Source organism: Streptomyces sp. NPDC024687, from assembly GCF_055559055.1.
Window position 1 is genome coordinate 276655 of record NZ_JBVHLJ010000003.1, and the last position, 24343, is coordinate 300997.

The window sequence follows — 24343 nt, forward strand, 5'->3', positions numbered from 1 at the left end:
CGAGCGATGTCGACGACGGGTGCGCACAGGAGCACCGACCCCGCCGAAGGCCGGGTGGGGCCTTCCGACGTGCCCGCACTGGACATCCAGGTCAACGCCCTGCAGGCCATGTGCCGCCAGGTCTTCGGCTTCCGCCTGGCGATGATCGCCCTGGCCGCCCCCGCCGCCCTCCTCAACGCCGGCCCCGGCCTAGGCACCCGCCTGGTCGGCGCGGCGGTCGTCGTCACCTTCATGGTGTCGTACGCCCTTTTCAGGGACTGGGAACGCTTCGGCCCCCTCCTCCTGCGCCACCCCACCCTCCTGGCCGCGGACACCCTCTTCGGCAGCCTCCTGCTGATCTCCGCGGGCCCGGACACCACCCTCGCGTACGTCAGTGTCTGCACTCCCCTTCTCGCCGGCATCGCCTACAGCTGGCGGGGCGCGGCGGTCTTCGCGTCCCTGCAGTCCCTGATCCTGCTCCTGGCCCAGACAGCCCTCCCACACCCGAACACGACTCCCGCCGACGTCCTTCTGCTCCCGGGTTTCTGCGTGATCACGGGCGCGGTCGGCTCCACCCTGCGCAACCTCCTGCTCCGCTTCGGCACCGCGACCCAGGCGCTCACCGCGATGAAGGCCCGCCTGGCGGTGACGGAGGCGGTCGGCGAGGAACGGGCCCGGCTGGCACGGGAGATGCACGACTCGGTGGCGAAGACCCTGCACGGCGTGGCCCTGGCGGCGGAGGGCCTGGCGGCGTCGGCGGCCGCCCCAGCCCCGGACCCGGCCCTGCTCAGACAGCAGGCCGAGCTGGTGGCCCGAGCGGCCCGCAGAGCGGCGACGGAGTCCCGCGAACTCCTCACCGACCTGCGCCGGGACCCGGCCCCCACGACGGACGTACTCGAAGAACTCGCCACCCGCACAAGGAACTTCAGCGCCCGTACGACCCTCCAGGCGACCTACCGGGCCCCCACCCACTCCCACCCCGCGCTCGCCGTCCCGCACCCCGTGGCCCGCCAGCTCCTCACCATCACCGAGGAGGCGATGGAGAACGCCCACCGGCACGCCGAGGCCACGCGCGTCGACGTCACGGCGGACGTGGACCCCGACCACGAACTGCTCAGCATCAGCGTCCAGGACGACGGCCGCGGCCTTCCCCCGGACACCACCCTCGACGCACTGCGCCGCTCCGGCCACTTCGGCCTGGTCGGCATGGTGGAACGCGCCGAGTCGGTGGGCGCCCGTATCCACATCGGCGGGGGCACGGACGCGAAGGGCACGGAAGTGCTCCTGCAACTGCCCTTGCCACCCCCGGGGGCGGACCGATGACAGCCGGACCGGTGACGGTTGGACCGATGACAGCCGGGCCGGTGACGGTTGGACCGGTGACTGCCGGGCCGGTGACGGTTGGACCGGTGACTGCCGGGCCGGTGACGGTTGGACCGGTGACTGCCGGGCCGATGACAGCCGGGCCGGTGACGGCTAGACCGGTGACAGCCGGACCGGTGACTGCCGGACCGACGACCCCCGCACCCCACCCCGAGAGGAGGCCGTGACATGCCGGACGACGACCCTCAGCATCCCACCCCACCGATCGCGCTGTTCCCGACGGCCCCGGCCACCCCCGTCCGGATCGTCGTCGCCGACGACAACCCGGTGGTTCGAGCGGGCCTCACCGCCCTCCTCACGGGCCGCCCGGACATCACGGTCGTGGCGGAGGCGGCGGACGGCCGCGAGGCGTACGAGGCCGCGAGCCGGCACCGCCCGGACGTCGTCCTCCTGGACGTCCGGATGCCGGGCGTGGACGGCATCTCGGCCCTCCCGTACCTCGTACCGATCGCCCCGGTGCTGATGCTGACGTACAGCGGAGAACCGGAGACCGTCCAGGAGGCGCTGCGCCGGGGAGCCGACGGCTACCTCGTGCACGGCGAGTTCACGGCGGACCAGCTCGTCCTGGCCGTACGGGACACCGCGCGGGGCCGCACCCACCTCACGCCCACCGCGGCGAGCGCCCTGCTGGCGCAACTACGCAATGCGAATGCACACGTAGATGCCCATCTTCCCTTCCCCGCAAAGCCGATTGCCATAAAAGCCCTTTCGCAACTGCAACCATCTGTGGGACAGTCGTCATCGGACAGGTCGCGTTTCCAACTCAGCGCGAGGGAGGCGGAGATCATGGACCTCATCGCATCCGGCATGACCAACCAGCAGATCGCCGCCGCCTGCTTCATCAGCGAGAAGACGGTCAAGAACCACATCAACCGCATCTTCGCCAAGCTCCACAGCACGAGCCGCTCCGAGGCCGCCGCGAAGTGGCTGGGCACGGCCCCGAGTTCGAGCCGAGGGGTGGGGTGAGCCGTGTCCATGCGAGCTTGGGCCCGGATTTGGGCCCAGGGACCCTGCGCCGACCGGGATCCGAAGGTCTACGTTCCGGTGGTCGATGGCGGCGACACCGAAGGGTCTCACGATGAGCAACCGGTTCAACGACGACAATGGTCAGACCGCGGTCGAGTACCTGGGCATCATCGCGGTGGTGGTGGCGATCGTGCTGGCGATCACGGGGACGGACATCGGCCAGGCCATCTACGACGCGATCGTGGACAAGATCGACGAGGTCATCGGCGCCTGACGCGGACCCCTCGGCACGACGACGCAGGGCAGGCTTTCCCCATCTACATCACGGTGGTGGCGGGCCTGCTCTTTCTCGCGTTCGCCTTCCTGGCGGTCGGTCAGGCCGGGGCGAACCGGAACGGCGCCCAGACGGCGGCCGACGCGGCGGCGCTGGCGGCGGCCCTGGACACGCGGGACAAGCTCACCGACAAGTGGGTGGAGAACGTCCTCGATCCGACCAAGTGGCGGGACATCTTCGACGGCCTGGGGGTGCCGTTCGACGGCTGTGGACGCGCGGACCAACTGGCTGCGCAGAACGACGCCACGGTCACCTGCACGGCGCTGTCGGGGATGCCCCCGGGCTACGAGGTCGAAGCGACGACCAACAAGACCGTCGGTGATTCCATCGTCCCCGGCACCGAGAACAAGAGGTCGGTACAGCAGGCCACTGCCGTGATCGAATCGGCCTGCACATTCGAACTGCCGGGAGTGGACGCCGACGCGGATGCGGACGCCGACGCGGACGTGCTGCCGACGCTCAAGTGCGACGAACGCGACTGGACTCTGGACCCGACGGATCTCAAGGATCTCCCGAAGCCCGAGGATCTCTTCGACGTGCATCTGGCCGACTGACAAACCAACCACGAGTGGTGAAGGAAGCGCAGTGATGAGCATTCGGTTCACGGCGAAGGCCCGCAGGGGGATGGTCGCGCTGACGATCGCGGCCGGTCTGGCCGTCGGCGTGGCCGGCTGCGGCGGTGGAGGCGACGACAAGAAGCCGGAGGCGTCCGCGTCCGCATCCAAGAGCGGCAGGCCCGGCGCGAGCACCCAGGAGGGCACGGACGAGCCCGTCGCCGAACTCAAGGGCGAGGACGGGCTGGTCCTCCAGATCGCTTCCGTGCAACGGGACTCCGGCGGATTCCTCACGGTGAGCGGCGAGATGAAGAACGACGGCGACAAGGCGGCCCGCGTCTCGGTACGGACGGCGGGCGACGAAACCGAGATCATCAGGCACGGCTCGTCACTGGGCGGAGCGACCCTGGTCGACTCCAAGTCCAAGAAGCGCTACTACGTCCTGCGCGACACCGACGGCCGGCCCCTGACGACGACGGGCATGCCGAGGATCGAGGCGGGCGCGTCCATCCCGGTGTTCATGCAGTTCCCGGCCCCCCCGACGAACACCACCGACGTCACCTTCCAACTCCCCACCTTCGCCTCCGCCACCATCCAGATCTCCGGGTGAGGCACCCCATGACCACCGCTCCCCGCCTCGCCCTCACCCTGACCACGGCCACGCTCCTCACGGCCGTGTTCCTCCCCGCCGCGCAGGCCGACGACGGCCCCAGCGTGCCGCCGGGCACCGAGCCCTCCGCCACCGCACCCGTCGAGGTGGACCCCAACGACCCGGACCTGAAGCTCCCCGAGGGCGCCACCCTCGCCGAGCCGAAGGTCCTGGACATCAAGCAGGTCGTGGAGGACCAGAGCGGCGACGAACGACGTGAAGACACCAACGCGGACGTGAAGTTCGCACTCCAGGCAGAGGTCCTGTTCGGCAAGGACAGCGCGAAGCTGAACGGCGAGGCGAAGGCCCGTATCTCCGCGATCGCCGCGGAGATCAAGAACCAGCACGCCACCCGGATCCGCGTCTTCGGCTTCACCGACGACCTCGGCAGCTACGCCCACGGCCGCACCCTCTCCCGTCAGCGCGCCAACGCCGTACAGGACGTCCTGGACCAGGAGTTGAAGGACTCGGGGATCACCTACGAGGTCCGCGGCTATTCCGAGGACTACCCGATCGCCTCCAACTCGACGGAGTCGGGCCGCAAGAAGAACCGACGGGTCGAGGTGTCCTTCCCCCGAGGGGAGAACTGACCGACCGGGATGGTGGGCCACTACTCACCAGGTCACCGGCAGCTCGTAGACGCCGTACACGATGCCGTCGTCCTTGAAGGGGATCTTGTCGAGGTCGGTGGCCCGGCGCAGGGTGGGGATGCGGCGGAAGACGGTCTGGTAGACGACCTGGAGTTCCAGGCGGGCCAGGGGTTGGCCCAGGCACTGGTGGATGCCGAAGCCGAAGGCCATGTGGCGGCGGGCGTCGCGACGGACGTCGAGCCGTTCGGGGTCCGGGAAGACGTCGGCCTGCCAATTGCCGGTGGCGCCCGGCATGATGACGCCTTCACCGGCGCGGATGGACCGGCCGCCGACCTCCAGATCCTCCAGGGCGAGTCGGCGCTGGCCGTTGTGGACGACGGTCAGATAGCGCAGCATCTCGTCGGCGGCGGACGCCAGGACCTTCGGGTCGTCGCTGTCCCGGACGACGGCGAGCTGGTCGGGGTGTTCCAGGAACGCGAGGATGCCCAGGGCCAGCATGTTGGCGCTGGTCTCGTGCCCGGCACCGAGCAGCAGGACACCCAGCATGGTCGCGTCGTGGTGGGTGAGATCACCGGTGCGCACCCGGGAGGCCAGCTCGGAGAGCATGTCGTCGGCGGGGTCGGCGAGTTTCGCGTCGATCTGCCCGCCCAGGTACTGGTAGATCTCGCCGAAGGCGGCCCGAACCGCTTCGGCGGTCACGTCCCGGCGGAGCGCCACCTTGCTGTTGGCCTGGAAGAAGTCGTGGTCCTCGTACGGGTCACCGAGCAGCTCGCAGATCACCAGCGACGGCAGCGGGAGCGTGAGTGCCTCGACCAGGTCGACCGGCCTGGGCCCGGCCAGCATCCGGTCGATCAGGTCGTCGGTCATCCGCTGGACGGCCGGGCGCAGGGCCTCGACACGTTTGACGGCGAACGAGCCGGTGACCATCCGGCGGATGCGCGCGTGGTCGGGGTCGTCCATGTTGAGGAAGGACGGCGGGTTCTTGGCCGCGGTCTCCCGGAAGGCCTCGTTCAGGTACGGGAAACCCGGCCGGGTGGTGTCGACGCTGAGGCGCGGGTCGCCGTACAGGGCCCGCTGGTCCTCGTAGCGGGTGACGAGCCAGTGCACGCTGCCGTCCCACAGCCGGACCCGGGAGACCGGCTCCTCGGCGTGCAGTCTCATCATCGCCGCGGGCGGAGCGAACGGACACCCGGCCGCCCGGGGCATCGGGAAATCGGGAACGGCCTCGTCCTGCGTGTCGGCAGGGGTGTGGGTCATGACACTCCTCGGCGGGGGGGGAGGAGGAAGCCGAGGACATCGAACCCCGCCAACCTGACAACTCCCCGTCAGACGGCTGACGGCCGGCTGATTGGCCGGATCCGGAGAGGTGCCTGTGCCCAGAAGACACGGAGAGGCGGGGCCGCCTCGTCGAACCTGGTCACACGCCTACGCATCGGACCTTGTTCCCGCACAACCTGTTCATGTCATCCACGTCCGAGGTCACGACGACACGAGGGCCGGAGTACCCGAGCGCGGTAGCGGCCACCACCGAGTCGATCGCGTATTTGTGGCCGTGCAGGTTGGCATTACGCAGTAGGTCAACGGCACGCCACGTGATGGAGTCCGTGACCGGCAGGATCTCCAGCCGCGACACGTGCCACCGGAGGCGATCCATGCGGATCTTGGGACGCCATGCTTCGATCAGTGTGAGGTTACTCAGCGCTACGAGCGTGTCCTTGGCCTGCGCTGCCCGGATCAGCCCGGTGACGTACGGGTCGTTGTCCATGAACCTGCTGAGCCCCTCGCTGTCGAGAAGCAGTACGCCATGGCTCAACTGGCTTTGGGGGCGCGCCACTGCGGACCGGTTTCCCTCTCGTCATCCTCGGCGTCCCGCTCGTTCGCCGCCATGGTCTCGGCCTCACGAAAGATCTCAGCGGCCCATTCACGGACCTCAGGAGAGGGCGGGCCGATCTCCGTCTCCTTGGCCTGGAGCAGCTCCTCCAGCAGATCACGCTGTATCTGCCGCTCGACAGCCGCGCTCACATAGGCGGAGAAGCCCCGGGCCCCCACGCGAGCCTTCACCGCCGCGATTCGACCGGCGGGCATGGAGACACTGACCTTCTGCGCGGGCCCATCGTCCTGGCCGTACCGCTCCTTGTCGCCCATGAGGGGAGGGTAGCAAACGGTGTGGCAATCCGGGGGAGTGAGTGCTCCGGGATCCGTGATCAAGAGGCTGCCATCACCCTGGGGACTGAGCCGAGGTCGGGATGTCAGGTGCGTTTGCACAGTTCACCTCGCTGGACATCCAGCGGGCAACCGAAAGAATGACTTCGTTGACTTCGGTCGACGCATCCGTGACATCGGAAAGTTCCGTAGAGACGTCGACTTCCAGCGTGTAGTTCGCACTCTCCTTCCCTCCATCGCTTACCCGACATGGAAAGTAAACGTCAACGCGACCGCTACGCCCCTTCTCGATGATCACATCGGGAGAAAGTTTGATATACTTTTTCGATCCTTTATTGATTTCCGCTGCCACATATGAAAATTCCACCAGGGACCAGGACGAACCGATACCCAGTGTTTTCTCTTCGCTGCGGTCGCCAACGGAACAGAACCAGCGCTCAGTGTTGCTCTTCCAGGCGCCCCCGTCCTTCTCGCCTCCCCACTCCAATGCTCTCTTCCTCAACTCCTGGGGGGTGCGGGAAGCGGATCCCATACTGGAGGAAATGGCTGAAGTTCCGGTCAGCTTTTCAAGGGCCGTTTCTGCTGAGGGGCTGACGGCACCATCGCAGAGTTTCTCGGCTTTCGCAGATTCTTCTTTATTTGAGCCACTCGAGCACCCGGTAGCCGTCAGGGTCAGCACTGCAACGATCGGAAGACTCAACGCCTTAATGGGCGAAGAGGAGAACTTCAGAGCCCATTTGTGTCCCATGTGAATCTCAACTCTTCGCGTACTGGGCGCCGTCATAGTACGAGCCCTTCACGTTGTTCCACATTTCGGCTTTCTCGCTCTCCGTCGTCGCATGTTCGGTAGCGTAAGTTTTCACCGGCACAAGGGATGTCGTAAGGCCGGCATCCATGTACTCCTGCCTCTCCATCCGGCGCTCGCCGTCCTTCTGGTCCTCGTACCGCTTCGCTTCCTCCTCGGCGGACGCGTTGAAGGAGTTCCCGAAGTAGGTGTTCGCGCTCTCCTCGGCCACACCCATCACCAGGGGTACCGCGATCGCGCCGGCTCCCATGGTGGGGACCGCGACGAGTCCCACGCCGGCGCCCACGGCCATGCTCGTGGCGGCTGTCTTCCAGGCTGTGGACTCCGCGATCTCCTTGTTCTTGGCGTCCAGGTCGTCGCCGTACTTCTCATCGATCGCATCCATACGCCCCTGGTCCAGGATGCCGTGCACGGTGGCCCCGACGCTTCCCACGATGCTCGCGTCCGTGCTTGACGTGTTGGGGGCGGCGAGCTGGCCTGAGGTGTAAGCCTGCTGGGCCACGGAGAGTGCCGCGTGGCTTTCCTTGTCCTGAGCCAAACCGTAGAGGAAGTTACCGGCTTCCCGCGAGGTGATGTCCAGGCGGTCCCGCCCCTGAGCCGGGAACCGTTCGTCCTTGTCGATGAGTCCGCCCGCGTCCCCGATGTCCGCGACCTCGTAGTTGAGGTCGTCCATGTACGCGGCGCCCATCCTGGTGACGCTGTCCTGGAGGCCGTCGCGGTCGTTCACCAGATCTGAGTCCGCGCCGTAGCGCTTGACCACCTGCTCCATGACCTCGGTCGCGCCGTCCATGCCGCGGTTCGGATGCGAGGGGTGGGTGCCGTACGGCTCACCCAGCGTCGCGGATTCCAGCGCGTGTCCGAGGGAGTCGTAGCCGCCAATCTTGTCGCGGTCGCCGCCGAACGCTGTGTCATGGGGCCAGGCTCGGGCTTTGGTGTCCTCGCCACCGCCGACCAGATAGTCGAAGTGCTTATCGTCGGAGAGGAACTTGGCCGATGCCTCGGGGTTGTGGCCGAGGGCTTCGAGGAAGCCGGTCATCGGGTCGTTGCCGCGGTCGTTCTCGGAACCGAAGTTGAGGTCACCGCTGTTGAAGTTTCCGGTCCAGAGCCTGTCCAGACCCAGGCCGTGGTTCGCGTCCCCGTCGTTCCAGGGCTTCTCGGTCTTGATCAGGGCATCGCCGTAGCTCTGCAGGAATGCGTTGTCGTACTCCCCGTGACGCATCAGATTGCTCATGACCTGGAAGCCGTACGGGTTGCCCGCGTCGTCGATCTCGAGCCGCTGTGGCCCGAGTTCGATCATGTCCCGTTTCCATTCCGTCATGGCCTTGCTGTCGGAGTGGGTTGCGGTGCCGAGGGTGGTGCCGAGCTGGTGCTGGAGGTCCTTGAGGAGTTTTTCGCGTTCGTCGCTGCGGTTGTAGGCGCCGCCGTATGGGTCGGCCATCTCGGACCAGAAGGCCAGCCCGAGGCTGGTGGCGAACTTCTCGGCGAACCTGTCGTCCTTGCTGTGCTCCTTGAGGAGTGCGTTGAGCTCGGTCAGCTCCTGGTCCGACATATCCTTGCCCGGATCTCTCCAAGGCGGACAAGACGCTCACGCAGTTGGTGAGAAAGCTCGTTCCGGTCGTGGCCAAGGCCAACAGCTGCTGATTCGGAAACGTGCGTACGTGGATCTGCGGCGTTCGGCCCCCTCCACGTGACGGCGGCCCCGCTTTGTCAGAAGGTGCTCTTCACCACTGACTTGGTCACGGACGGGCTGCGCGACCAAGCCCCGTACGGACTGCTACGCCGTGGCGAGTTCACACCACACGAGTTTGCCTCGGTTGCCGTGTCAGGACAGTGGCTGCCATCCCCACAGGTCGGCGCAAGCCCGTACCAGCGCCAGCCCCCGCCCTTCTTCTGCTTCCTCGGAGAGGTTCAATGCGCCCGGTGGCTCGGGCGGTTCGGGGTCGGTGTCCCAAGCGCCGATCCTCAGGACGCCCGTCGACCAGGTGATCCGGAGGGCAGCCGGCCCCTTCGTATGGCGTACGGCGTTGGAGACCAGCTCCGCTGCGAGCAGCTCAGCGGTGTCGACCAGACGGATCAGGCCGTGCATCGTCAGGATCAGGCGAAGGGTACGGCGGCTGATGGTGACCGCTCTGGGGTCGTTCGGGATGTACAGCGTGTATTCCCAAGGGGTGTTTTCAGACATGCGGCAACTCCGCTTTCGCGCCAGGAGGGTCGGAGAGCTGCGGAGTGTCCGGCGGTGGCATTGCCGCAGCCGTCGTGGCAGGACGGAGCGGTGCGCTTCCGGGATCCGGTGATTCCGCAGTGTGTGCGTCGCGTCACCGAAAGTAGACCTAAGATGTCATCCGCGACAAGGTGATTGCGTGATCCGGACTCGAACGGGTCTGTACAGCAGGTGCATTGAAACGAGGAGTGAGCCATGGTCCTGAGGCGGGAACCCACCGCACGTCACCTGCGCCTGGCGGCCGAGCTGCGCAGGCTCCGTGAAGCCGCAGGGCTCTCCGCCACTGAAGCCGCAGCGCTGCTTGGAGTGAACAGAGTCCAGATGAGCCACATCGAGTCGGGGCTCACGGGTGTGAGTGAGCAACGACTGCGCCGACTGGCATCTCACTACGCCTGTACGGACGGGGACTTGATCGATGGCCTGGTTGTGATGGCCGTCGACCGGACTCGCGGCTGGTGGGAGGAGTACCGAGGTCGGCTTCCCTCGTCGTTCCTGGACATCGCCGAGTTGGAGCATCACGCCACCTATCGGCGTGACGTCGAGTTCCTTTTCATCCCGGGCCTGCTCCAGACACCTCACTACGCCCGTGCCGCGTTCTCCTCCAGGGTTCCTGAGCTTCCCCAAACAGAACTGGAACTGCGCGTACAGCACCGACTGGAGCGGCAACGGATCACCGTGCCCTACGAAGCGGTGGTGCACGAGGCGGCACTGCGTATCAGGCTGGGTGATCGTGCCGCCTCACGCCACCAACTCGCTCATGTGCTGGAGCGCTCCGAAGCCGATCACATCACTGTGCGGGTGATCCCGTTCGACTTGGACGGCTTCGGTGGGACGTGGTCCACCGTGATGCTGGCCGGCGGAGCCGTGCCCAGACTTGATACCGCTGTTCGCGATGCGCCGCACGGTACCGCGTTCGTTGATTCCGAAGCGCAACTCCACGTCTTTCGAACGCTTTTCCGTAGAATGAAGGGTGCGTCACTCGACCCCGAACGGTCCCGTGACTTCATTCACGGACTGGCCAAGGAACTGTGAGGTACCGCATGGCACCCTTTGGCAACTGGCGTAGGTCGTCCTACTCAGGCGGCGGCGACGGCAACAACTGCGTGGAGATAGCGAACTTGCCGACAATCGTTGCCATCCGAGACTCCAAGGACCCGGCCAGGGCGACGATCGCTGTCCCGGCCGGTGCTTTCGCTCCCTTCGTCGCCGCTTTGAAAGCTCGCGCTACCAGCGACTTCGCGCCGTTCTGAGTTCGATCACTCTCCACTGACGGCTACTCCTGGGGCGGCCACTGCCCCTGGGGCGGGGTGGGCTGTTGCTGGTACGGATTGGGCTGCTGATGTGAGACCGGCTGGTGGTACGGGTTCTGCTGCGGGTTGGGCTGCTGGCTGTACGGCGGGTAGCCAGCGGAAGTGCCAGGGTCGGCGGGTCCGCCGCCGCTGTTCCTGCTGCGCCTGGATCGCTTCACGATCAGGAGGGTGACCAGGCCGACGACGGCCAGTGTCGCGACACCGATGACAGCCCAGATGATTAGGGCCTTCTGGTCTGCCTTCTTCTGCTCATCCTCGGACGCACCGAGCGCGGGGGCGACGGACTTCTTTTTGAGGGACTCGGGGACGGTCAGCGGACCATACTTCGAACCGCCCGGGATGTTGTCCTTGAGGGCGGCGAGGGGCTGGATGATGCCATAGCCGTACTTCTCGTCCGGGAGAGGCAGGCCCTTCTCGGCGTTCGGCAGCGCCGCTGTCTTTACGAGGCGGTTGGCGATCTGACCTGCGGTCAGATCAGGAAACTTGGACTTGAGCAATGCTGCAGCCGCGGACACAAATGCCGTCGCATCGGAGGTGCCGGTTCCGGAACGGATCGTATCGTTGCCGGGCCAGCCAGCGCTTACGATATGAGTCGCAGGGGCGGACAAGAGAACTTCAGGGCCGTAATTGGACCCTTTCCAGATGTTTCCGCCGTTATCCACGCCGCCCACGGTCAGCACGCCGGGGTAATTCTTCGGATAGGTGACGGTGTCGCCCTTGCCTTCATTTCCCGAGGCCGTCACGATCAACACGTCATGTTCGAGAGCGTAGGTCACAGCTTCACGGTCTTCAGGGAAAGTCTGATCGCTCGAGATGGACATGTTGATGATTGAAGCGCCTTGGTCTACGGCATACCGGATCTCATCGGCGAACCCGCCACTCCTGTCTCGGATCGGAAGAATCTTGGATTCGGGTGCGAGTCCCATGACGCCATCCGCTGCGTTCTGACCGTGCCCATGGCCGGCGATCACTGAGGCCATTGCCGTGCCGTGTTCAGGCTCTCCGTCACCGGCATTGGGGCTGGGATCATCATCGCCGTCCGTGAAATCCCTGCCCTTGAGCACGTTGCCCTTCAAGTCCACGTGCTCTGGGTTGACCCCGCTGTCGATAACGGCAACGGTTACGCCACGACCCTTGGTGATTTTCCATACCGATTCAGCGTTGAGGGCATCGAGTGCCCACTGGTTACGCCTGGTCTGGTCGGCAGAGGCGGCCGGAGTCGCTGTCAGGATGAGTGCGCCAGTCAGTGCCGTGACGCTCAGTGCACGCGCCATTCGCGTAAAGGCCATTCTTCCGTCCGTCCTCTTCCCATACCGAACGTGGGCGTGACTCAGAAGCCACGCCCACGCATCCTGTCACGTGCCGGTAGTGGGCACTCGGCGCATGGCAACTACTCGATGACGCGAGGCGCTGCGTTGGTCTTGGGGGCCCAGGTCTCCTCGTCCTCGACGAGATAGTCGGGGCGCTCGCCCTCGCGCCGCTCTTCATCCTTGCCGCGACCGGCGCGAGCGCCGGGGGCGCCCGCGATGCCGCCCTTGCGGACAGCGCTGACAGACCGTCCTGCCGCACCACGACTGCTGTGCAGGCCCGAGCCTCCGGCAGTGCCCCTGCCTGCGCCCGCACCGGTCTTGGGTGTGCCGCCAACCACGCCGCCACGAGCCGTGCCTCCGACACGGCCAGCACCCCCTGCGCCGACAGCACCAGCGCGACCCGCCATGCCCGCAGCGCCCGCCCGACCGGCCAGCCCTCGAGCAGCACCGGCTCCAAACGCCCCGCCGACCGCACCACCGACCATGCCGGCACCGCCGCCCGAGCCGCCGCTGCCAGCTGATCCACCGCCGACCGCACCGGTGCTTCCGATGGGGGACGTTCCGGTGCGGCCACCGGAAAAACCGTCAATCGCCGTGCCGGTATTCTGCGTCGGTTCTGCCGGTTTATGCACTCCGCCAGTCACCCCTGAAGGCGGAGTAACGGACTTCGATCGGCTGATGGTGCTCGTTGTGGCCGATTGAGTTGTGCCCGATGACACGCTTTGGAGACTTCGGGAGGAGCGCGCTGGGGGCATGACCACTGGTGTCGGTGTGATGCCGCCGGGGTCCCCCGGGTAGTCATCGCTCTCATCGTGGGGAGACTGCCGCTTGTTCCACGACCCCATAGCCTTGGCCTGCGAGTTGTAAGACGCCCCCAACGTCTCCATCTTCGCCGCCATGGCCAGCTGCGCCTCCCGCCCCGCCGACAGGTCGTCTTCGTTGCGGTCAAGGACCTCCTGTGCGCCCTTTCCGGCGGCGATGTCCTTGTCCGTGCCCTCCCCGCTGCGGGTGAACCCGTCCCCCGCGCTGTTGAACAAACTGGAGACCCTGCCCGGCTTCTCCATCGCCATGACCTCGGGCTGGACCTTGCCAAGAATGGCGGCGGCATTCGCCATCGCCAGAGCCGTGTGCCCGGCGTACTTCGAGGTGTCGCCGATGCTCTTGCTGACCTGCTTTGCCTTTGCGGCGAATCCGTCGGCGGCGGCCCCCTTCCAGTGTTCCTGGATGCGGGCGACCTCCTTCTCGAAGTCGCGCTGGATCGTGGTCAGTTGGGCCTGTACGCCCTTCCAGCCCGTGACGACGTCCTCCACGAGGTCCGGTCTGGCGTGGCGGACCATGGCCTTCATCTCGTCCATGTTCTTGCCGCCGGAGAAGGGTGTCGTGTGCTTCTCGTTGAAGCACATGTTCATCTCGACGTAGTCGTAGTCGATGTACTTGTCGCCGTCAGCCACGGTTGTGCGCCCCCTCGATCACTGCGTACCCGCGTTCGGGAAACTCGCCTGCGCCGCGTAGTCCGAGTCCTGGTACGCCCCGTGCGTGTACTTCGTCTTGCGCCCGAACTCGTCCATGACCGTGTTGAGATACTTCACGACGTCCTCGATGTACGTCTTCATCTCGTTGTGGGCGTCGGCGAGTTTGTGCGCCTCGTCGAATCCGGTTCCGAGGGCGCCTTCGGGGAGATACGTGTTGGTCGCCGTATCCGTGTTCGCCTTGCCGAGATCGCTCAGTACTTGGTTCAACGCGGTGACGGTCTTCTCGAGTTCGTCGAGATCGACGCTCACTTCTTCGGCCATGCCCAGCTCCCCGTTTACTTCGCTGCGTCACTCGGGGTCGGTGTACGTGTCATGCTCGCGTCACGACGGACGGCGGACGCACCCGCTCCGACCTGCCCCAACTCTACTGTCGACCACAGACAGAACGAACATCACAACGTTCCGTCACGAGACCCCGATGAACTCAACCCACCTTGTCCACAAGCAGGATTCAAGGCGGCGCGCGCACCGCCCGCCCCGTCGGCAAAGGCAAGCGCATGGTGCGCTGTCGGCATGGGCAACGCCCGTCCCACCCGGTTGGACCCGCGCACGATCACCTCCCGATCAGGCGGCAGGGTCGAAGGCATCCAGTGTCCCGAGGACAACAACCGGAACCGGAGCCCCGGCATGACCACGGCTACTCAAACGGGCCGTCGGTGTCGGCAAGTACACCCTCGACCGGGTGTGCAGGGCCATCGTGTGACACCGAGGTGATTCCTAGCCTCATCGGTATGACTGACAACAAGAACCCTCATCCCGAAGGAACTTCGCGGCGCCGGGCCTTAGGGGGCCTCGCCGGTGTGGCCGGTGCCGCCGCACTCGCCACAGGTACAGGTGCGGAAACCGCGCACGCCACACCTCGCCCGTCTCGCGTACGGACGTACGTCCTCGTCCACGGCACCCACAGCGCCGGCGCGTTCTGGACGGCGATCGGCAGGGAGCTCGCGCTGCGCGGGCACCGGGTCATCGCCGTGGACCAACCCCTGCACGGCACCGAGAAGTTCATCCCGAAGGCGTACCAGGCACAGGACCTGCGCGCCCTCGCGACCGAGCCCTCGCCGGTCGCTGCCCTCACCCTCGACGACTTCGAGCGGCGCGTCACCGGAGCGGTCCGCCGGGCCGCACGACTCGGCGGCCCCGTGATCCTGGTCGGCCACAGCATGGGCGGTGCCTCGGTGAGCCGGGTCGCCGACGCCGTACCCGAACTCCTCGACCACATCTGCTACATGGCCGCCTTCTGCCCGAGCCGCACGATGCCCTCCATGGACGCCTGCACGGCCTCCCCGGAGGGGCAGCACGCCATCAGCCCGGTGGGCCACATGATCGGCGACCCGGACAAGCTGGGCGTACTGCGCCTCAACTGGCGTACGGCCGATCGCAGTGCCCTAGCTACCTTCAAGGAGATGATCTGCGCGGACTACTCGGACGTCGAGTTCCTGCGCGTACTGGAAGGCATGCAGACGGACGAGTCGACGACGGCGTACGGCAACCGGGCGGTCGGCCGGGCGGCCACCTGGGGCCGGGTCCCGCGCACCTATCTCCGCTTCGGCAAGGACAGGACCGTGGCCACGCAACTCCAGGACCGCATGATCGCGGAAGCCGACGCCCTCACCCCGCACAACCGCTTCACGGTCCACGACTTCCCGACCGCCGGCCATCTCGGCCCGGCGGACCCGTCCCCCGTGGTCAACGTCCTCCACGGTCTCGGTGCGAGTACCGGCCGGAATCCACGGACTCTGTGACGGAATCTCCCACGCCTGGAGCTGCAACGCCGGAATCGCTGAACCGCAGAACAGGGCCGCGTTCCGGAATTGCAACGCGACGGGCTGCTGAATCAACACCGAATGCCGTGTCGGGGCTGGTCGAGCGCAATCGGCTGCCCGACCAGCCCCGAGGCGTCGTGGTGATATGACGACGTGATGGACGGCGCGCGGCTGCGCCGCGGACAGCCCTCCCTGCACGTCGGGCAGGCGAAGCAAGCACGTCCGCCCGCCGCTACTCCACCGAGATCTCCACCCGCACCCCCACCCGCACCCCCCACCCCTCCATCACCCCCGCCCCCGCCTCCAGCACATGCCGTGACCGCACCCGCGGCAGTCCCAGTCGTCCGGGCTTCATGGTCCGTACGGCGATGACCCGGAGGCCGCGGTCGAGGTAGGCGACATCGATGGGTATCCGCATCCGGAAGGTGTGCACGCTGCCCGCGGGGGAGAGCAGGAGCGCGCCGTCCACGGAGTCCCGTCCGAGCAGCCCCCGGGTGCGGGCCCGGTAGGAGGTCGCGATCTCCAGCGGTACGGAGAATCCGGCGCGCTCCCCGTGCACCACCAGGCTGCCTCGCCCGTCCCGCCAGCGTCCCATCGCCGAGCACCTCCCAGCTGTACCGTGGCGGCCCATCCTCCACCGCGTTCCCAGGTCAGGTGTCCGATGCGGAAAATCGTCCTGATGATGTCCATGTCCCTCGACGGCTACATCGAGGGCCCCGACCGCGACATCAGCTGGCACAGGGTCGACGACGAGCTGCACGCGCACATGAACGCCACGGTCGCCGGGATGGGCGGGCTGCTCCACGGCCGGGTCGTCTACGAGCTCATGGCCGACTACTGGCCCACCGCCGACGCCGACCCCGAAGCCCCCGCATCCGTCAGGGAGTTCGCCCCGATCTGGCGTGACCTCCCCAAGGTCGTCTACTCCCGGACCCTCACGCACGTCGACTGGAACTCCACTCTCGTCCGCGAGGTCGTACCGGAAGAAGTCCGGGCGCTGAAGGAGCAGCCGGGCGGTGATCTCTCCCTGGGCGGGGCCGGCGTGGCGGAGACCTTTCTGCGGTACGGCCTCGTCGACGAGCTGCGGATCTACGTCCACCCCGTCCTCATCGGCCGGGGCAAGCCGCTCTTCCCGGACGCCGACACGCTGACCTCCCTGCGGCTCGTCGAGTCGCACACCTTCGGCAACGGCGTCGTACTGCTGCGGTACGAGCCGGAACACGAGAAAGCGTCAGACGGCACGGCCCCGTAAAGGAGTTGTCCGTTCCCGCTGCGGTGGGTAGGAAGGCGGCATGACCGGACTCGGCGCTGTGTTCCGTCCTCAACTCCCTCCCGAGCGGCTGCGGGCCCTCGCCCGGCTCGCCGACGACTCGGGGCTCGAAGAGCTCTGGCTGTGGGAGGACTGCTTCCGGCAGGGCGGGATCTCCACCGCCGCTGCCGCCCTCGCGTGGACCGAGCGGGTGCGGATCGGCGTCGGGCTGCTCCCCGTGCCCCTGCGGAACGTCGCCATCACCGCGATGGAGGCGGCCACGCTGCACCGGATGTTCCCGGGACGCGCGGTCCTCGGCGTCGGCCACGGTGTGCAGGACTGGATGGGGCAGGTGGGAGCGAGGGCGGAGTCGCCGCTCACTCTGTTGCGCGAGCATCTCCTCGCGCTGCGGGCCCTGTTGGCGGGGGAGCGCGTCACCACGCGGGGGCGGTACGTCTCGCTGGACGACGTCGCCCTCGACTGGCCGCCCGACGGCCCCGTCGAGGTGCTCACCGGAGCCACCGGCCCGCGCACCCTGCGCCTCGCGGGCGAGGCCGCCGACGGCACGGTGCTCACCGCCGCCACCCCGCCCGAGGGGGTCCGCCGGGCCCGGCGGCTCATCGACGAGGGACGGGAGAAGGCGGGGCGGACGGATCCGCACCGGGTCGTCGTCTATCTCCTCACCGCCACCGGACCCGGCGCGGCCGCCCGGCTGCGCGCCGAACTCACCGACGAGGGCGTCGCCGACGTCCCCGACCTCGGTGTCGCCGGGGACGCGGACGCCGTCGCCAAGGCCGTCCAGCGGCTCGCCGACGCCGGCGCCGACACGGTCGTCCTCCAGCCGACGGCGGACGAACCCGACCCGGAGGGCTTCCTACGGTTCGCCGCGCGCGAAGTCAGGCCGCTGGTGTCCTGACTCCCACCGGGTGTCCTGACTCCCGCCTGGTGCCTTGACTTCCACCTGGGCGCACCGGCCGAACGAGCGCCGAAAAAATGAGCGGCGCCCACCCGCACCCCCCTGCGACGATCACTCCCATGACCTCCCACCGCACCCGCACATTCGAGGACCTCGTCGCCGAGGGCGCCGCCGTGCCCACCGAGGGCTGGGACTTCTCGTGGTTCGAGGGGCGGGCCACGGAGGCGCGGCCCTCGTGGGGGTACGCGCGCTCACTGGCCGGACGGCTGGCCGGTGCCGCCGCGTCGCTGGACATCCAGACGGGCGGCGGCGAGGTCATGGACTTCGCCCTCGGACAGGGCGTCAGGACACCCGTGCTCGCCGCGGCCACCGAGGGCTGGCCGCCGAACGCCGCCAAGGCGACCGCTCTGCTGCGCCCGCGCGGCGTCGTGGTCGTCGCCGTACCGGAGGACGCGCCGCTGCCCTTCGCCGACGACACCTTCGACCTGGTCAGCAGCCGGCACCCGGTCAACCCCCAGTGGGCGGAGATCGCGCGGGTACTGCAGCCCGGCGGTACGTACTTCGCCCAGCACGTCGGCCCGCGCAGCGTCTTCGAGCTCGTCGAGCACTTCCTGGGCCCGCAGCCCGCGGCGCAGAGCTCGGACCGCCACCCCGACCGCGAACGCGCCGCCGCCGAGGCCGCCGGACTGGAGATCGTGGACCTGCGCGCCGAGCGGCTGCGGATCGAGTTCCACGACATCGCCGCCGTCGTCCACTTCCTGCGCAAGGTGGTGTGGATGGTCCCCGGTTTCACCGTGGCGCCGTACGAGTCCCGACTGCGGTCCCTGCACGAGCGGATCGAGACCGAGGGTCCCTTCGTGGCCCACAGCAGCCGCCACCTCGTCGAGGCCCGCAAACCGCTCGGCTGAGACGCCCCCGCCCGCAACAAGTCCCCGCAAAGCGGACAATGTGCGCATCCTCGGCCGGTCCGCCCCGCATATCCATGGTCTTCACGAGGTTTCCACATCGTTATCCCAGGCGGCTCGCGTCCGGGCCATGACTGACGTAAATTCAAGAAGAGGCAATTCGCGTCAGCAAAGCTGCGCGGTGGCACCGCGCAGAGGAGGGGGCTGCGCGGTGCCGCGCCCACTTCCCGGCGTCAAAGAAACGTTCCGACCCGGAGTCACCCACGCGGGCGATGCGCCACGCCCCCATGATTCCGCCGCGATTCGGCCACGAAACCCCCATGAACAGGGCTTCGACCCACCACCGCGCCGTCGCCGTCCGACTCCGGAGAGTAGTTGTGGCACGCCGATGCACACACCATCCCTCACGAAGGGTTATGGTGGAAACCCCCCCTCGGGCCGGTCCGTCTCCCCCCCACGGACCGGCCCGTTTTTTGTGGCCGGGACACGGTCGGGAGACGCGCGAGAGATGCCTGCGAGACGCGCATGAGTCGGGCGGCCGGGGTACCCGCCAAGGCGCGGCTGCACCGACAGGGGCTTCGCGGCACGGGCGCGACCGGTCCCCGACGGCCTGCCACCGCCCACGCGCCAGAAGGCCCCGTGCAGTTGGCAACCGGAAGCCACCGGTACGCTCTAGCGGCGGGGACCGCCATCTCAGAGGGGCTGACTTTCACGTGAACCTGCGCGACAAGCTGCGTGGCCTGCTGGTCAGGCTCTACGCACGCCGGGTGGAAGGCCACCTGGACCACGCCCAGGTGCCCAAGCACATCGGCGTCATCGTGGACGGCAGCCGGCGCTGGGCGAAGGCCGCCGGTTCCAGCCCCGTCGACGGTCACCGCGCCGGCGCGGAGAAGATCGAGGAGTTCCTCGGCTGGTGCAGCGAGACGGACGTCGAGGTCGTCACCCTCTGGCTGCTGTCGACGGACAACTTCAACCGCCCGCCGGAGGAGCTCGGCCCCCTCCTCGGCATCATCGAGGACGTCGTGCGCACCCTCGCCGCCGACGGCCGCTGGCGCGTCCACCACGTCGGCACCCCCGACCTGCTGCCCTCCCCGATGCAGACGGCGCTGAAGGAGGCGGAGGAGTCCACCGCCCACGTCGACGGAATACTGGTCAACGTCGCCATCGGCTACGGCGGCCGCCAGGAGATCGCCGACGCCGTGCGTTCGATGCTGCTGGACGCGCACGACAAGGGCACCTCGATGGAGGAGCTCGCCGAGGCCGTCGACATCGACATGATCGGCCGTCATCTCTACACCGGCGACCAGCCCGACCCCGACCTCGTGATCCGCACCAGCGGCGAGCAGCGGCTGTCCGGATTCATGCTGTGGCAGACCGCCCATGCGGAGTACTACTTCTGCGAGGTCTTCTGGCCGGCCTTCCGCAAGGTCGACTTCCTGCGCGCGCTGCGCGACTACGCGGCACGCCACCGCCGCTACGGCGGCTGACAGGCGCCCCACCGAAGAGCGCCCGTCTACCCCGTTTGGGGCGCAAGTAACAAGGAGTTCACCAGCGCGCCGTCGTCCGCATTGGCATGGCAGCGCATGTTCGAGGGCATAACCCAGTCAGGTCGATGCCCGAACCACGGGTGTCGGATCTCAGCGGGCGGCACGGGGCCGTCCGCCCGGGAGGCCCTTTGCACCAGCTCGACCGTGCGGTCTCAGCACGGAAGAAGCAGTGGAGGGCCGGTTCCCGGCCCGTGCAAACGGGCCGTCGACCGGTCCAGCTCCACTCCGTCGCTCCCCGACCTCATCCGAGGGGGTACGTCCTTCCGTGGTGACCAGCACAAAGCGCCACAAGCCAGACCGGCGCACTTATGTCCTCGACACCAGTGTTCTGCTGTCGGACCCCAACGCCCTGAGCCGCTTCGACGAGCACGAGGTCGTGCTCCCCATCGTCGTGGTGACGGAACTGGAGGCCAAGAGGCACCATCCCGAGCTCGGATACTTCGCCCGGCAGGCCCTGCGCCTGCTCGACGACTTCCGGGTCCGGCACGGTCGTCTGGACGCCCCCATCCCGATCGGGGACCTCGGCGGAACCGTCCGTGTCGAGCTCAACCACTCGGACCCCAGTGTGCTGCCCAGCGGCTACCGGCTGGGGGACAACGACTCCCGCATCCTCGCTGTCGCCCGGAACCTGCAGGCCGAGGGGTTCGACGTCACCGTCGTCTCGAAGGACCTCCCGCTCAGGATCAAGGCGTCCTCGGTCGGTCTGCTGGCCGAGGAGTACCGCGCCGAACTCGCCATCACGGGCTCCTCCGGCTGGACCGGGATGTCCGAGCTGACGCTGCCCGGCGAACAGGTCGACATCCTCTTCGAGGAGGGGCACGTCTACGCCCCCGAGGCCGCCGAGCTGCCCGTGCACACGGGGCTGACCATCCACTCCGAGCGCGGCAAGGCGCTCGGCCGGGTGTCGCCCGACGGCAACATCCGTCTGGTGCGCGGCGACCGGGAGGCGTTCGGCATCAAGGGCCGCAGCGCGGAGCAGCGCATCGCGCTGGACATCCTGCTCGACCCGGACATCGGGATCGTGTCCATGGGCGGCCGGGCCGGCACCGGAAAGTCGGCGCTCGCGCTGTGCGCGGGTCTGGAGGCGGTCCTGGAGCGCCGCCAGCACCAGAAGGTCATGGTCTTCCGTCCGCTGTACGCGGTGGGCGGGCAGGAACTCGGCTATCTGCCGGGCTCCGAGGCCGAGAAGATGGGCCCCTGGGCGCAGGCGGTCTTCGACACGCTGTCCGCGGTCACCAGCCGCGAGGTCATCGAGGAGGTCACCGCGCGCGGCATGCTCGAGGTCCTGCCGCTCACCCACATCCGCGGCCGCTCGCTCCACGACGCGTTCGTGATCGTGGACGAGGCGCAGTCGCTGGAACGGAATGTGCTTCTCACCGTTCTGTCCCGAATCGGCGCGAATTCACGGGTCGTTCTGACCCATGACGTGGCCCAGCGGGACAATCTGCGGGTCGGTCGCTACGACGGTGTGGTCGCCGTGGTGGAGAAGCTGAAGGGGCACCCGCTCTTCGCCCACGTCACGCTGACGAGGTCCGAGAGGTCCCAGATCGCGGCGCTTGTGACCGAAATGCTGGAAGACGGCCAGATCTGATAGAACCAGGGGAAAAGCGGGCCCAGTTGGCGCCGTCCGGAAAGGCCAAGAGCCTAGCCGGGCGGCGCCTTCGTGCGTCGCCGTTTCTCGAAATCCCTGGGGCCAAACGGGATGTGAGCTTTCACACGCAACTCAGAATTGCCACCCGGTGTCCAGTTGCGGCAGAGTCTCACTCCTGTCAGGCCCCGCATACGACACATCTGTACCCCCAGCGGTACGGCACCACAGCACCACCACCAACTCCACAGCGTCGTCGTATGCCGCCCGCGCACCATGCGGCGCTCCCCGTGAGGGAGTTGCCCACCGGGCCCGTGCCTCCCGTGACCCCGCAGTTGGGAGGCCAGTGTCTAGGGGCACGATTGCGTCCGCCAGGGTCACCGAAGCGGGCGATGCTGGAAGGAAAACCGTGTGAGCCCGATTTCGGTCCGGGGATTCGCAGTGGCCTCAGCCACCGCGGTCACCGCTGTCGGAAGCGTTGTCGGAGTTGCCTCCGGCAGTGTCGCGCAGCCGAACGACGCCGAGGCGATGGCAGCCGACACGACGACGCTCCTGGCGGACATCCCCGCGGGTGAGCAGGCTCAGGTGCAGACCGCGTCCCTCACGCAGCAGGCCGACACTCAGGCCATCGCCGCGGACGCGAGCGCCAAGAAGGTCGCGGAGGAGTCGGCGCGCAAGGCCGCCGCCAAGTCCGCGATCGAGAAGAAGGAGGCCGCCGAGAAGGCGGCCAAGGAAGCCAAGGAGCGCGCCGAGGCCAAGGAGAAGGCCAGCCGGAGCTCCTCCAGCTTCCCCGTGCAGAGCTCGTACACGGTCGACCAGATCCAGGCGATGGCTGCCTCGATGGTGCCGAGCGGGCAGTTCCAGTGCTTCAGCAACATCGTGGACCACGAGTCCAGCTGGAACTACCGGGCCGTCAACGCCTCCTCCGGTGCCTACGGTCTCTTCCAGGCCCTGCCGGGCTCCAAGATGTCGTCGGTCGGCTCCGACTGGCAGACCAACCCGGCCACCCAGATCAAGTGGGGCCTCAACTACATGGACAGCCGGTACGGCAGCCCCTGTGAGGCCTGGTCGTTCTGGCAGGCCAACCACTGGTACTGAGCGCGCCCGGCACTCAACCCCGCGAAGCCCCTCCCCGTCCTAGGGGGAGGGGCTTTTGCCCTGTACGGTCGGACCGGACGACTCCCGGGGGGAGTGGTGGGGAGAGACGGGGGAAGAGGACGGATCATGTCGCGAGTGCCAGGGTGGATCGGTCGGCTCGGTGCCCGACTGACCGATGTGGGAGAGCGGCTGGACGAGCGCCGCGCCGAAGTGGCCCGTGAGGAGGCCGAGGCCGACTCTTCCGAGCCGCCCCGGCGCACGCCGGGCAAACCGGCCAGGACCGCCTCCCGCCCGCCCGTCGTGCTGGTCCCCCGCCCCGACCCGGCGCAGGCCGTGCCGTGGGGCGTACGGGTCGCCGCCGAGGCCGGCTGGCGGCTCCTGGTCCTGGCGGGCACCGTCTGGGTGCTGATGCGGGTCATCAGCTCCGTACAGCTCGTCGTCTTCGCCTTCGTCGTCGCCCTGCTCATCACCGCGCTGCTCCAGCCGACGGTGGCCCGCCTCATGCGGCACGGCGTCCCGCGCGGCCCCGCCACGGCGCTCACCGCCATCCTCGGCTTCGTCGTGATAGGGCTGATGGGCTGGTTCGTGACCTGGCAGGTCATGGAGAACATCGACGACCTCTCCGACCAGATCCAGAGCGGCATCGACGATCTGCGCAACTGGCTCCTGAAGAGCCCCTTCCACGTCACCGACAAGCAGATCAACCAGATCGCCAAGAACCTGCGGGAGGCGGTCGGCGCCAACACCGACCAGATCACGTCGGCGGGCCTGGAGGGCGTCCAGGTCGTCGTGGAGGCCCTCACCGGCATCCTGCTGACCTTCTTCTCCACCCTCTTCCTGCTCTACGACGGCCGGCGCATCTGGGAGTGGACGCTGAAGCTGGTCCCCGCGGCCGCCCGTCCCGCCGTGGCCGGCGCGGGCCCGCGCGCCTGGCGCACCCTGACCGCCTACGTCCGCGGCACGGTCCTGGTGGCCCTCATCGACGCCGTCTTCATCGGCATCGGCATCTACTTCCTCGACGTTCCCATGGCCGTCCCGCTGGCCGTCTTCATCTTCCTGTTCTCCTTCATCCCGCTCGTCGGCGCGGTCGCCTCGGGCGCGCTGGCGGTCCTCGTCGCGCTGGTCACCCAGGGCGTGTTCACGGCGGTGATGACCCTCGCGGTGGTCCTCGCCGTCCAGCAGATCGAGGGCCACATCCTGCAGCCGTTCATCCTCGGCCGCGCGGTGCGCGTCCACCCGCTCGCGGTCGTCCTCACGGTCGCGACCGGCGGCATGGTGGCCGGCATCGGTGGCGCGGTGGTGGCCGTACCGCTGGTCGCGGTGACGAACACGGTGGTGAGCTACCTCAAGGCGTACGCCGAGGAACAGTCGGCGCCGCCCGAGGCCGAGGCCGAGGACGAGGTCGTCACAGCGGGAGAAGGTCAGGCGGAACCGCCTCCGGAACCTGAAAAACCTGCCCCTGATTCGGTCAATTGAGCGCC

Annotated in this window: 26 protein-coding genes; 16 read left to right on the forward strand and 10 right to left on the reverse strand. The window is 67.8% G+C overall.

Annotated features, from left to right (window positions below; genetic code table 11):
* The first annotated feature begins 6 nt into the window (after nt 1-6).
* From ACZ39I_RS13115 to ACZ39I_RS13140, 6 genes are all read left to right on the forward strand, one after another.
* Nucleotides 7-1302, forward strand: a complete 1296-nt coding sequence (locus ACZ39I_RS13115) for a sensor histidine kinase (protein ID WP_467244573.1) — start codon at nt 7-9, stop codon at nt 1300-1302.
* Between the two features lie 228 nt (nt 1303-1530).
* A complete protein-coding gene (locus ACZ39I_RS13120; RefSeq protein ID WP_467244574.1) occupies nt 1531-2328 on the forward strand; it encodes a response regulator in 798 nt (265 codons plus the stop codon).
* Between the two features lie 112 nt (nt 2329-2440).
* Nucleotides 2441-2602, forward strand: a complete 162-nt coding sequence (locus ACZ39I_RS13125; RefSeq protein ID WP_467245109.1) for a Flp family type IVb pilin — start codon at nt 2441-2443, stop codon at nt 2600-2602.
* A complete protein-coding gene (locus ACZ39I_RS13130; protein WP_467245110.1) occupies nt 2599-3216 on the forward strand; it encodes a pilus assembly protein TadG-related protein in 618 nt (205 codons plus the stop codon). Before ACZ39I_RS13125 ends, ACZ39I_RS13130 begins: the two co-directional genes overlap by 4 nt.
* 34 nt (nt 3217-3250) lie before the next feature.
* A complete protein-coding gene (locus tag ACZ39I_RS13135; protein WP_467244575.1) occupies nt 3251-3826 on the forward strand; it encodes a hypothetical protein in 576 nt (191 codons plus the stop codon).
* Between the two features lie 8 nt (nt 3827-3834).
* Complete coding sequence (locus ACZ39I_RS13140; RefSeq protein ID WP_467244576.1) at nt 3835-4455, forward strand: OmpA family protein; 621 nt, start codon at nt 3835-3837, stop codon at nt 4453-4455.
* Nucleotides 4456-4479: 24 nt separating this feature from the next.
* Here ACZ39I_RS13140 and ACZ39I_RS13145 read toward each other — a convergent pair whose 3' ends face one another.
* The 6 genes from ACZ39I_RS13145 to ACZ39I_RS13170 all read right to left on the reverse strand — a co-directional run bounded on the left by ACZ39I_RS13145 (nt 4480) and on the right by ACZ39I_RS13170 (nt 9605).
* Nucleotides 4480-5712 (reverse strand): cytochrome P450, encoded by a 1233-nt coding sequence (locus tag ACZ39I_RS13145; RefSeq protein WP_467244577.1) that lies wholly within the window; start codon nt 5710-5712, stop codon nt 4480-4482.
* Between the two features lie 160 nt (nt 5713-5872).
* On the reverse strand, nt 5873-6220 hold the full coding sequence (locus ACZ39I_RS13150; protein WP_467244578.1) for a PIN domain-containing protein: 348 nt from the start codon (nt 6218-6220) through the stop codon (nt 5873-5875).
* A 44-nt stretch (nt 6221-6264) separates the two neighbouring features.
* Entirely contained in the window at nt 6265-6600 is a 336-nt protein-coding gene (locus tag ACZ39I_RS13155) for a hypothetical protein (protein WP_467244579.1), read from the reverse strand.
* Between the two features lie 73 nt (nt 6601-6673).
* Nucleotides 6674-7366: a hypothetical protein gene (locus tag ACZ39I_RS13160; RefSeq protein WP_467244580.1), complete on the reverse strand. Its 693-nt coding sequence runs from the start codon at nt 7364-7366 to the stop codon at nt 6674-6676.
* Between the two features lie 7 nt (nt 7367-7373).
* Nucleotides 7374-8972, reverse strand: a complete 1599-nt coding sequence (locus ACZ39I_RS13165) for a DUF6571 family protein (protein WP_467244581.1) — start codon at nt 8970-8972, stop codon at nt 7374-7376.
* Nucleotides 8973-9245: 273 nt separating this feature from the next.
* The gene (locus ACZ39I_RS13170; RefSeq protein ID WP_467244582.1) at nt 9246-9605 is read right to left on the reverse strand and encodes an ATP-binding protein; all 360 of its coding nucleotides are present in this window, start codon (nt 9603-9605) and stop codon (nt 9246-9248) included.
* A 234-nt stretch (nt 9606-9839) separates the two neighbouring features.
* Here ACZ39I_RS13170 and ACZ39I_RS13175 point away from each other — a divergent pair, with 234 nt between their 5' ends.
* A complete protein-coding gene (locus ACZ39I_RS13175; RefSeq protein ID WP_467244583.1) occupies nt 9840-10676 on the forward strand; it encodes a helix-turn-helix domain-containing protein in 837 nt (278 codons plus the stop codon).
* Nucleotides 10677-10684: 8 nt separating this feature from the next.
* Nucleotides 10685-10894 (forward strand): DUF397 domain-containing protein, encoded by a 210-nt coding sequence (locus ACZ39I_RS13180; RefSeq protein ID WP_467244584.1) that lies wholly within the window; start codon nt 10685-10687, stop codon nt 10892-10894.
* Nucleotides 10895-10917: 23 nt separating this feature from the next.
* Here the strand turns inward: ACZ39I_RS13180 and ACZ39I_RS13185 are convergent, their stop codons facing one another.
* From ACZ39I_RS13185 to ACZ39I_RS13195, 3 genes are all read right to left on the reverse strand, one after another.
* Nucleotides 10918-12228, reverse strand: coding sequence for a S8 family serine peptidase (locus ACZ39I_RS13185; RefSeq protein ID WP_467244585.1), 1311 nt, complete (start codon nt 12226-12228; stop codon nt 10918-10920).
* A gap of 116 nt (nt 12229-12344) precedes the next feature.
* Nucleotides 12345-13715 carry a hypothetical protein gene (locus ACZ39I_RS13190; RefSeq protein WP_467244586.1) on the reverse strand — a complete coding sequence of 457 codons (1371 nt, stop codon included), beginning with the start codon at nt 13713-13715 and terminating at the stop codon, nt 12345-12347.
* Between the two features lie 18 nt (nt 13716-13733).
* Nucleotides 13734-14057: a hypothetical protein gene (locus ACZ39I_RS13195; RefSeq protein WP_467244587.1), complete on the reverse strand. Its 324-nt coding sequence runs from the start codon at nt 14055-14057 to the stop codon at nt 13734-13736.
* 470 nt (nt 14058-14527) lie between these two features.
* On the opposite strand from ACZ39I_RS13195, the gene ACZ39I_RS13200 reads away from it, so the two are divergent.
* A complete protein-coding gene (locus ACZ39I_RS13200; protein WP_467244588.1) occupies nt 14528-15538 on the forward strand; it encodes an alpha/beta hydrolase in 1011 nt (336 codons plus the stop codon).
* 253 nt (nt 15539-15791) lie between these two features.
* Here ACZ39I_RS13200 and ACZ39I_RS13205 read toward each other — a convergent pair whose 3' ends face one another.
* Complete coding sequence (locus ACZ39I_RS13205) at nt 15792-16154, reverse strand: DUF192 domain-containing protein (RefSeq protein WP_467244589.1); 363 nt, start codon at nt 16152-16154, stop codon at nt 15792-15794.
* A 66-nt stretch (nt 16155-16220) separates the two neighbouring features.
* On the opposite strand from ACZ39I_RS13205, the gene ACZ39I_RS13210 reads away from it, so the two are divergent.
* The 7 genes from ACZ39I_RS13210 (at nt 16221) to ACZ39I_RS13240 (ending at nt 24338) form a co-directional block, all read left to right on the forward strand.
* Complete coding sequence (locus ACZ39I_RS13210; protein ID WP_467244590.1) at nt 16221-16811, forward strand: dihydrofolate reductase family protein; 591 nt, start codon at nt 16221-16223, stop codon at nt 16809-16811.
* A 40-nt stretch (nt 16812-16851) separates the two neighbouring features.
* Nucleotides 16852-17724, forward strand: coding sequence for an LLM class flavin-dependent oxidoreductase (locus tag ACZ39I_RS13215; protein WP_467244591.1), 873 nt, complete (start codon nt 16852-16854; stop codon nt 17722-17724).
* 119 nt (nt 17725-17843) lie between these two features.
* Entirely contained in the window at nt 17844-18632 is a 789-nt protein-coding gene (locus ACZ39I_RS13220) for a methyltransferase domain-containing protein (RefSeq protein ID WP_467244592.1), read from the forward strand.
* A gap of 710 nt (nt 18633-19342) precedes the next feature.
* A complete protein-coding gene (locus ACZ39I_RS13225; protein WP_467244593.1) occupies nt 19343-20116 on the forward strand; it encodes an isoprenyl transferase in 774 nt (257 codons plus the stop codon).
* A gap of 325 nt (nt 20117-20441) precedes the next feature.
* Nucleotides 20442-21767 (forward strand): PhoH family protein, encoded by a 1326-nt coding sequence (locus ACZ39I_RS13230; RefSeq protein WP_467244594.1) that lies wholly within the window; start codon nt 20442-20444, stop codon nt 21765-21767.
* A gap of 408 nt (nt 21768-22175) precedes the next feature.
* Entirely contained in the window at nt 22176-22862 is a 687-nt protein-coding gene (locus ACZ39I_RS13235) for an aggregation-promoting factor C-terminal-like domain-containing protein (protein ID WP_352388929.1), read from the forward strand.
* 126 nt (nt 22863-22988) lie between these two features.
* On the forward strand, nt 22989-24338 hold the full coding sequence (locus ACZ39I_RS13240) for an AI-2E family transporter (RefSeq protein ID WP_467244595.1): 1350 nt from the start codon (nt 22989-22991) through the stop codon (nt 24336-24338).
* The last annotated feature ends 5 nt before the right edge of the window (nt 24339-24343 follow it).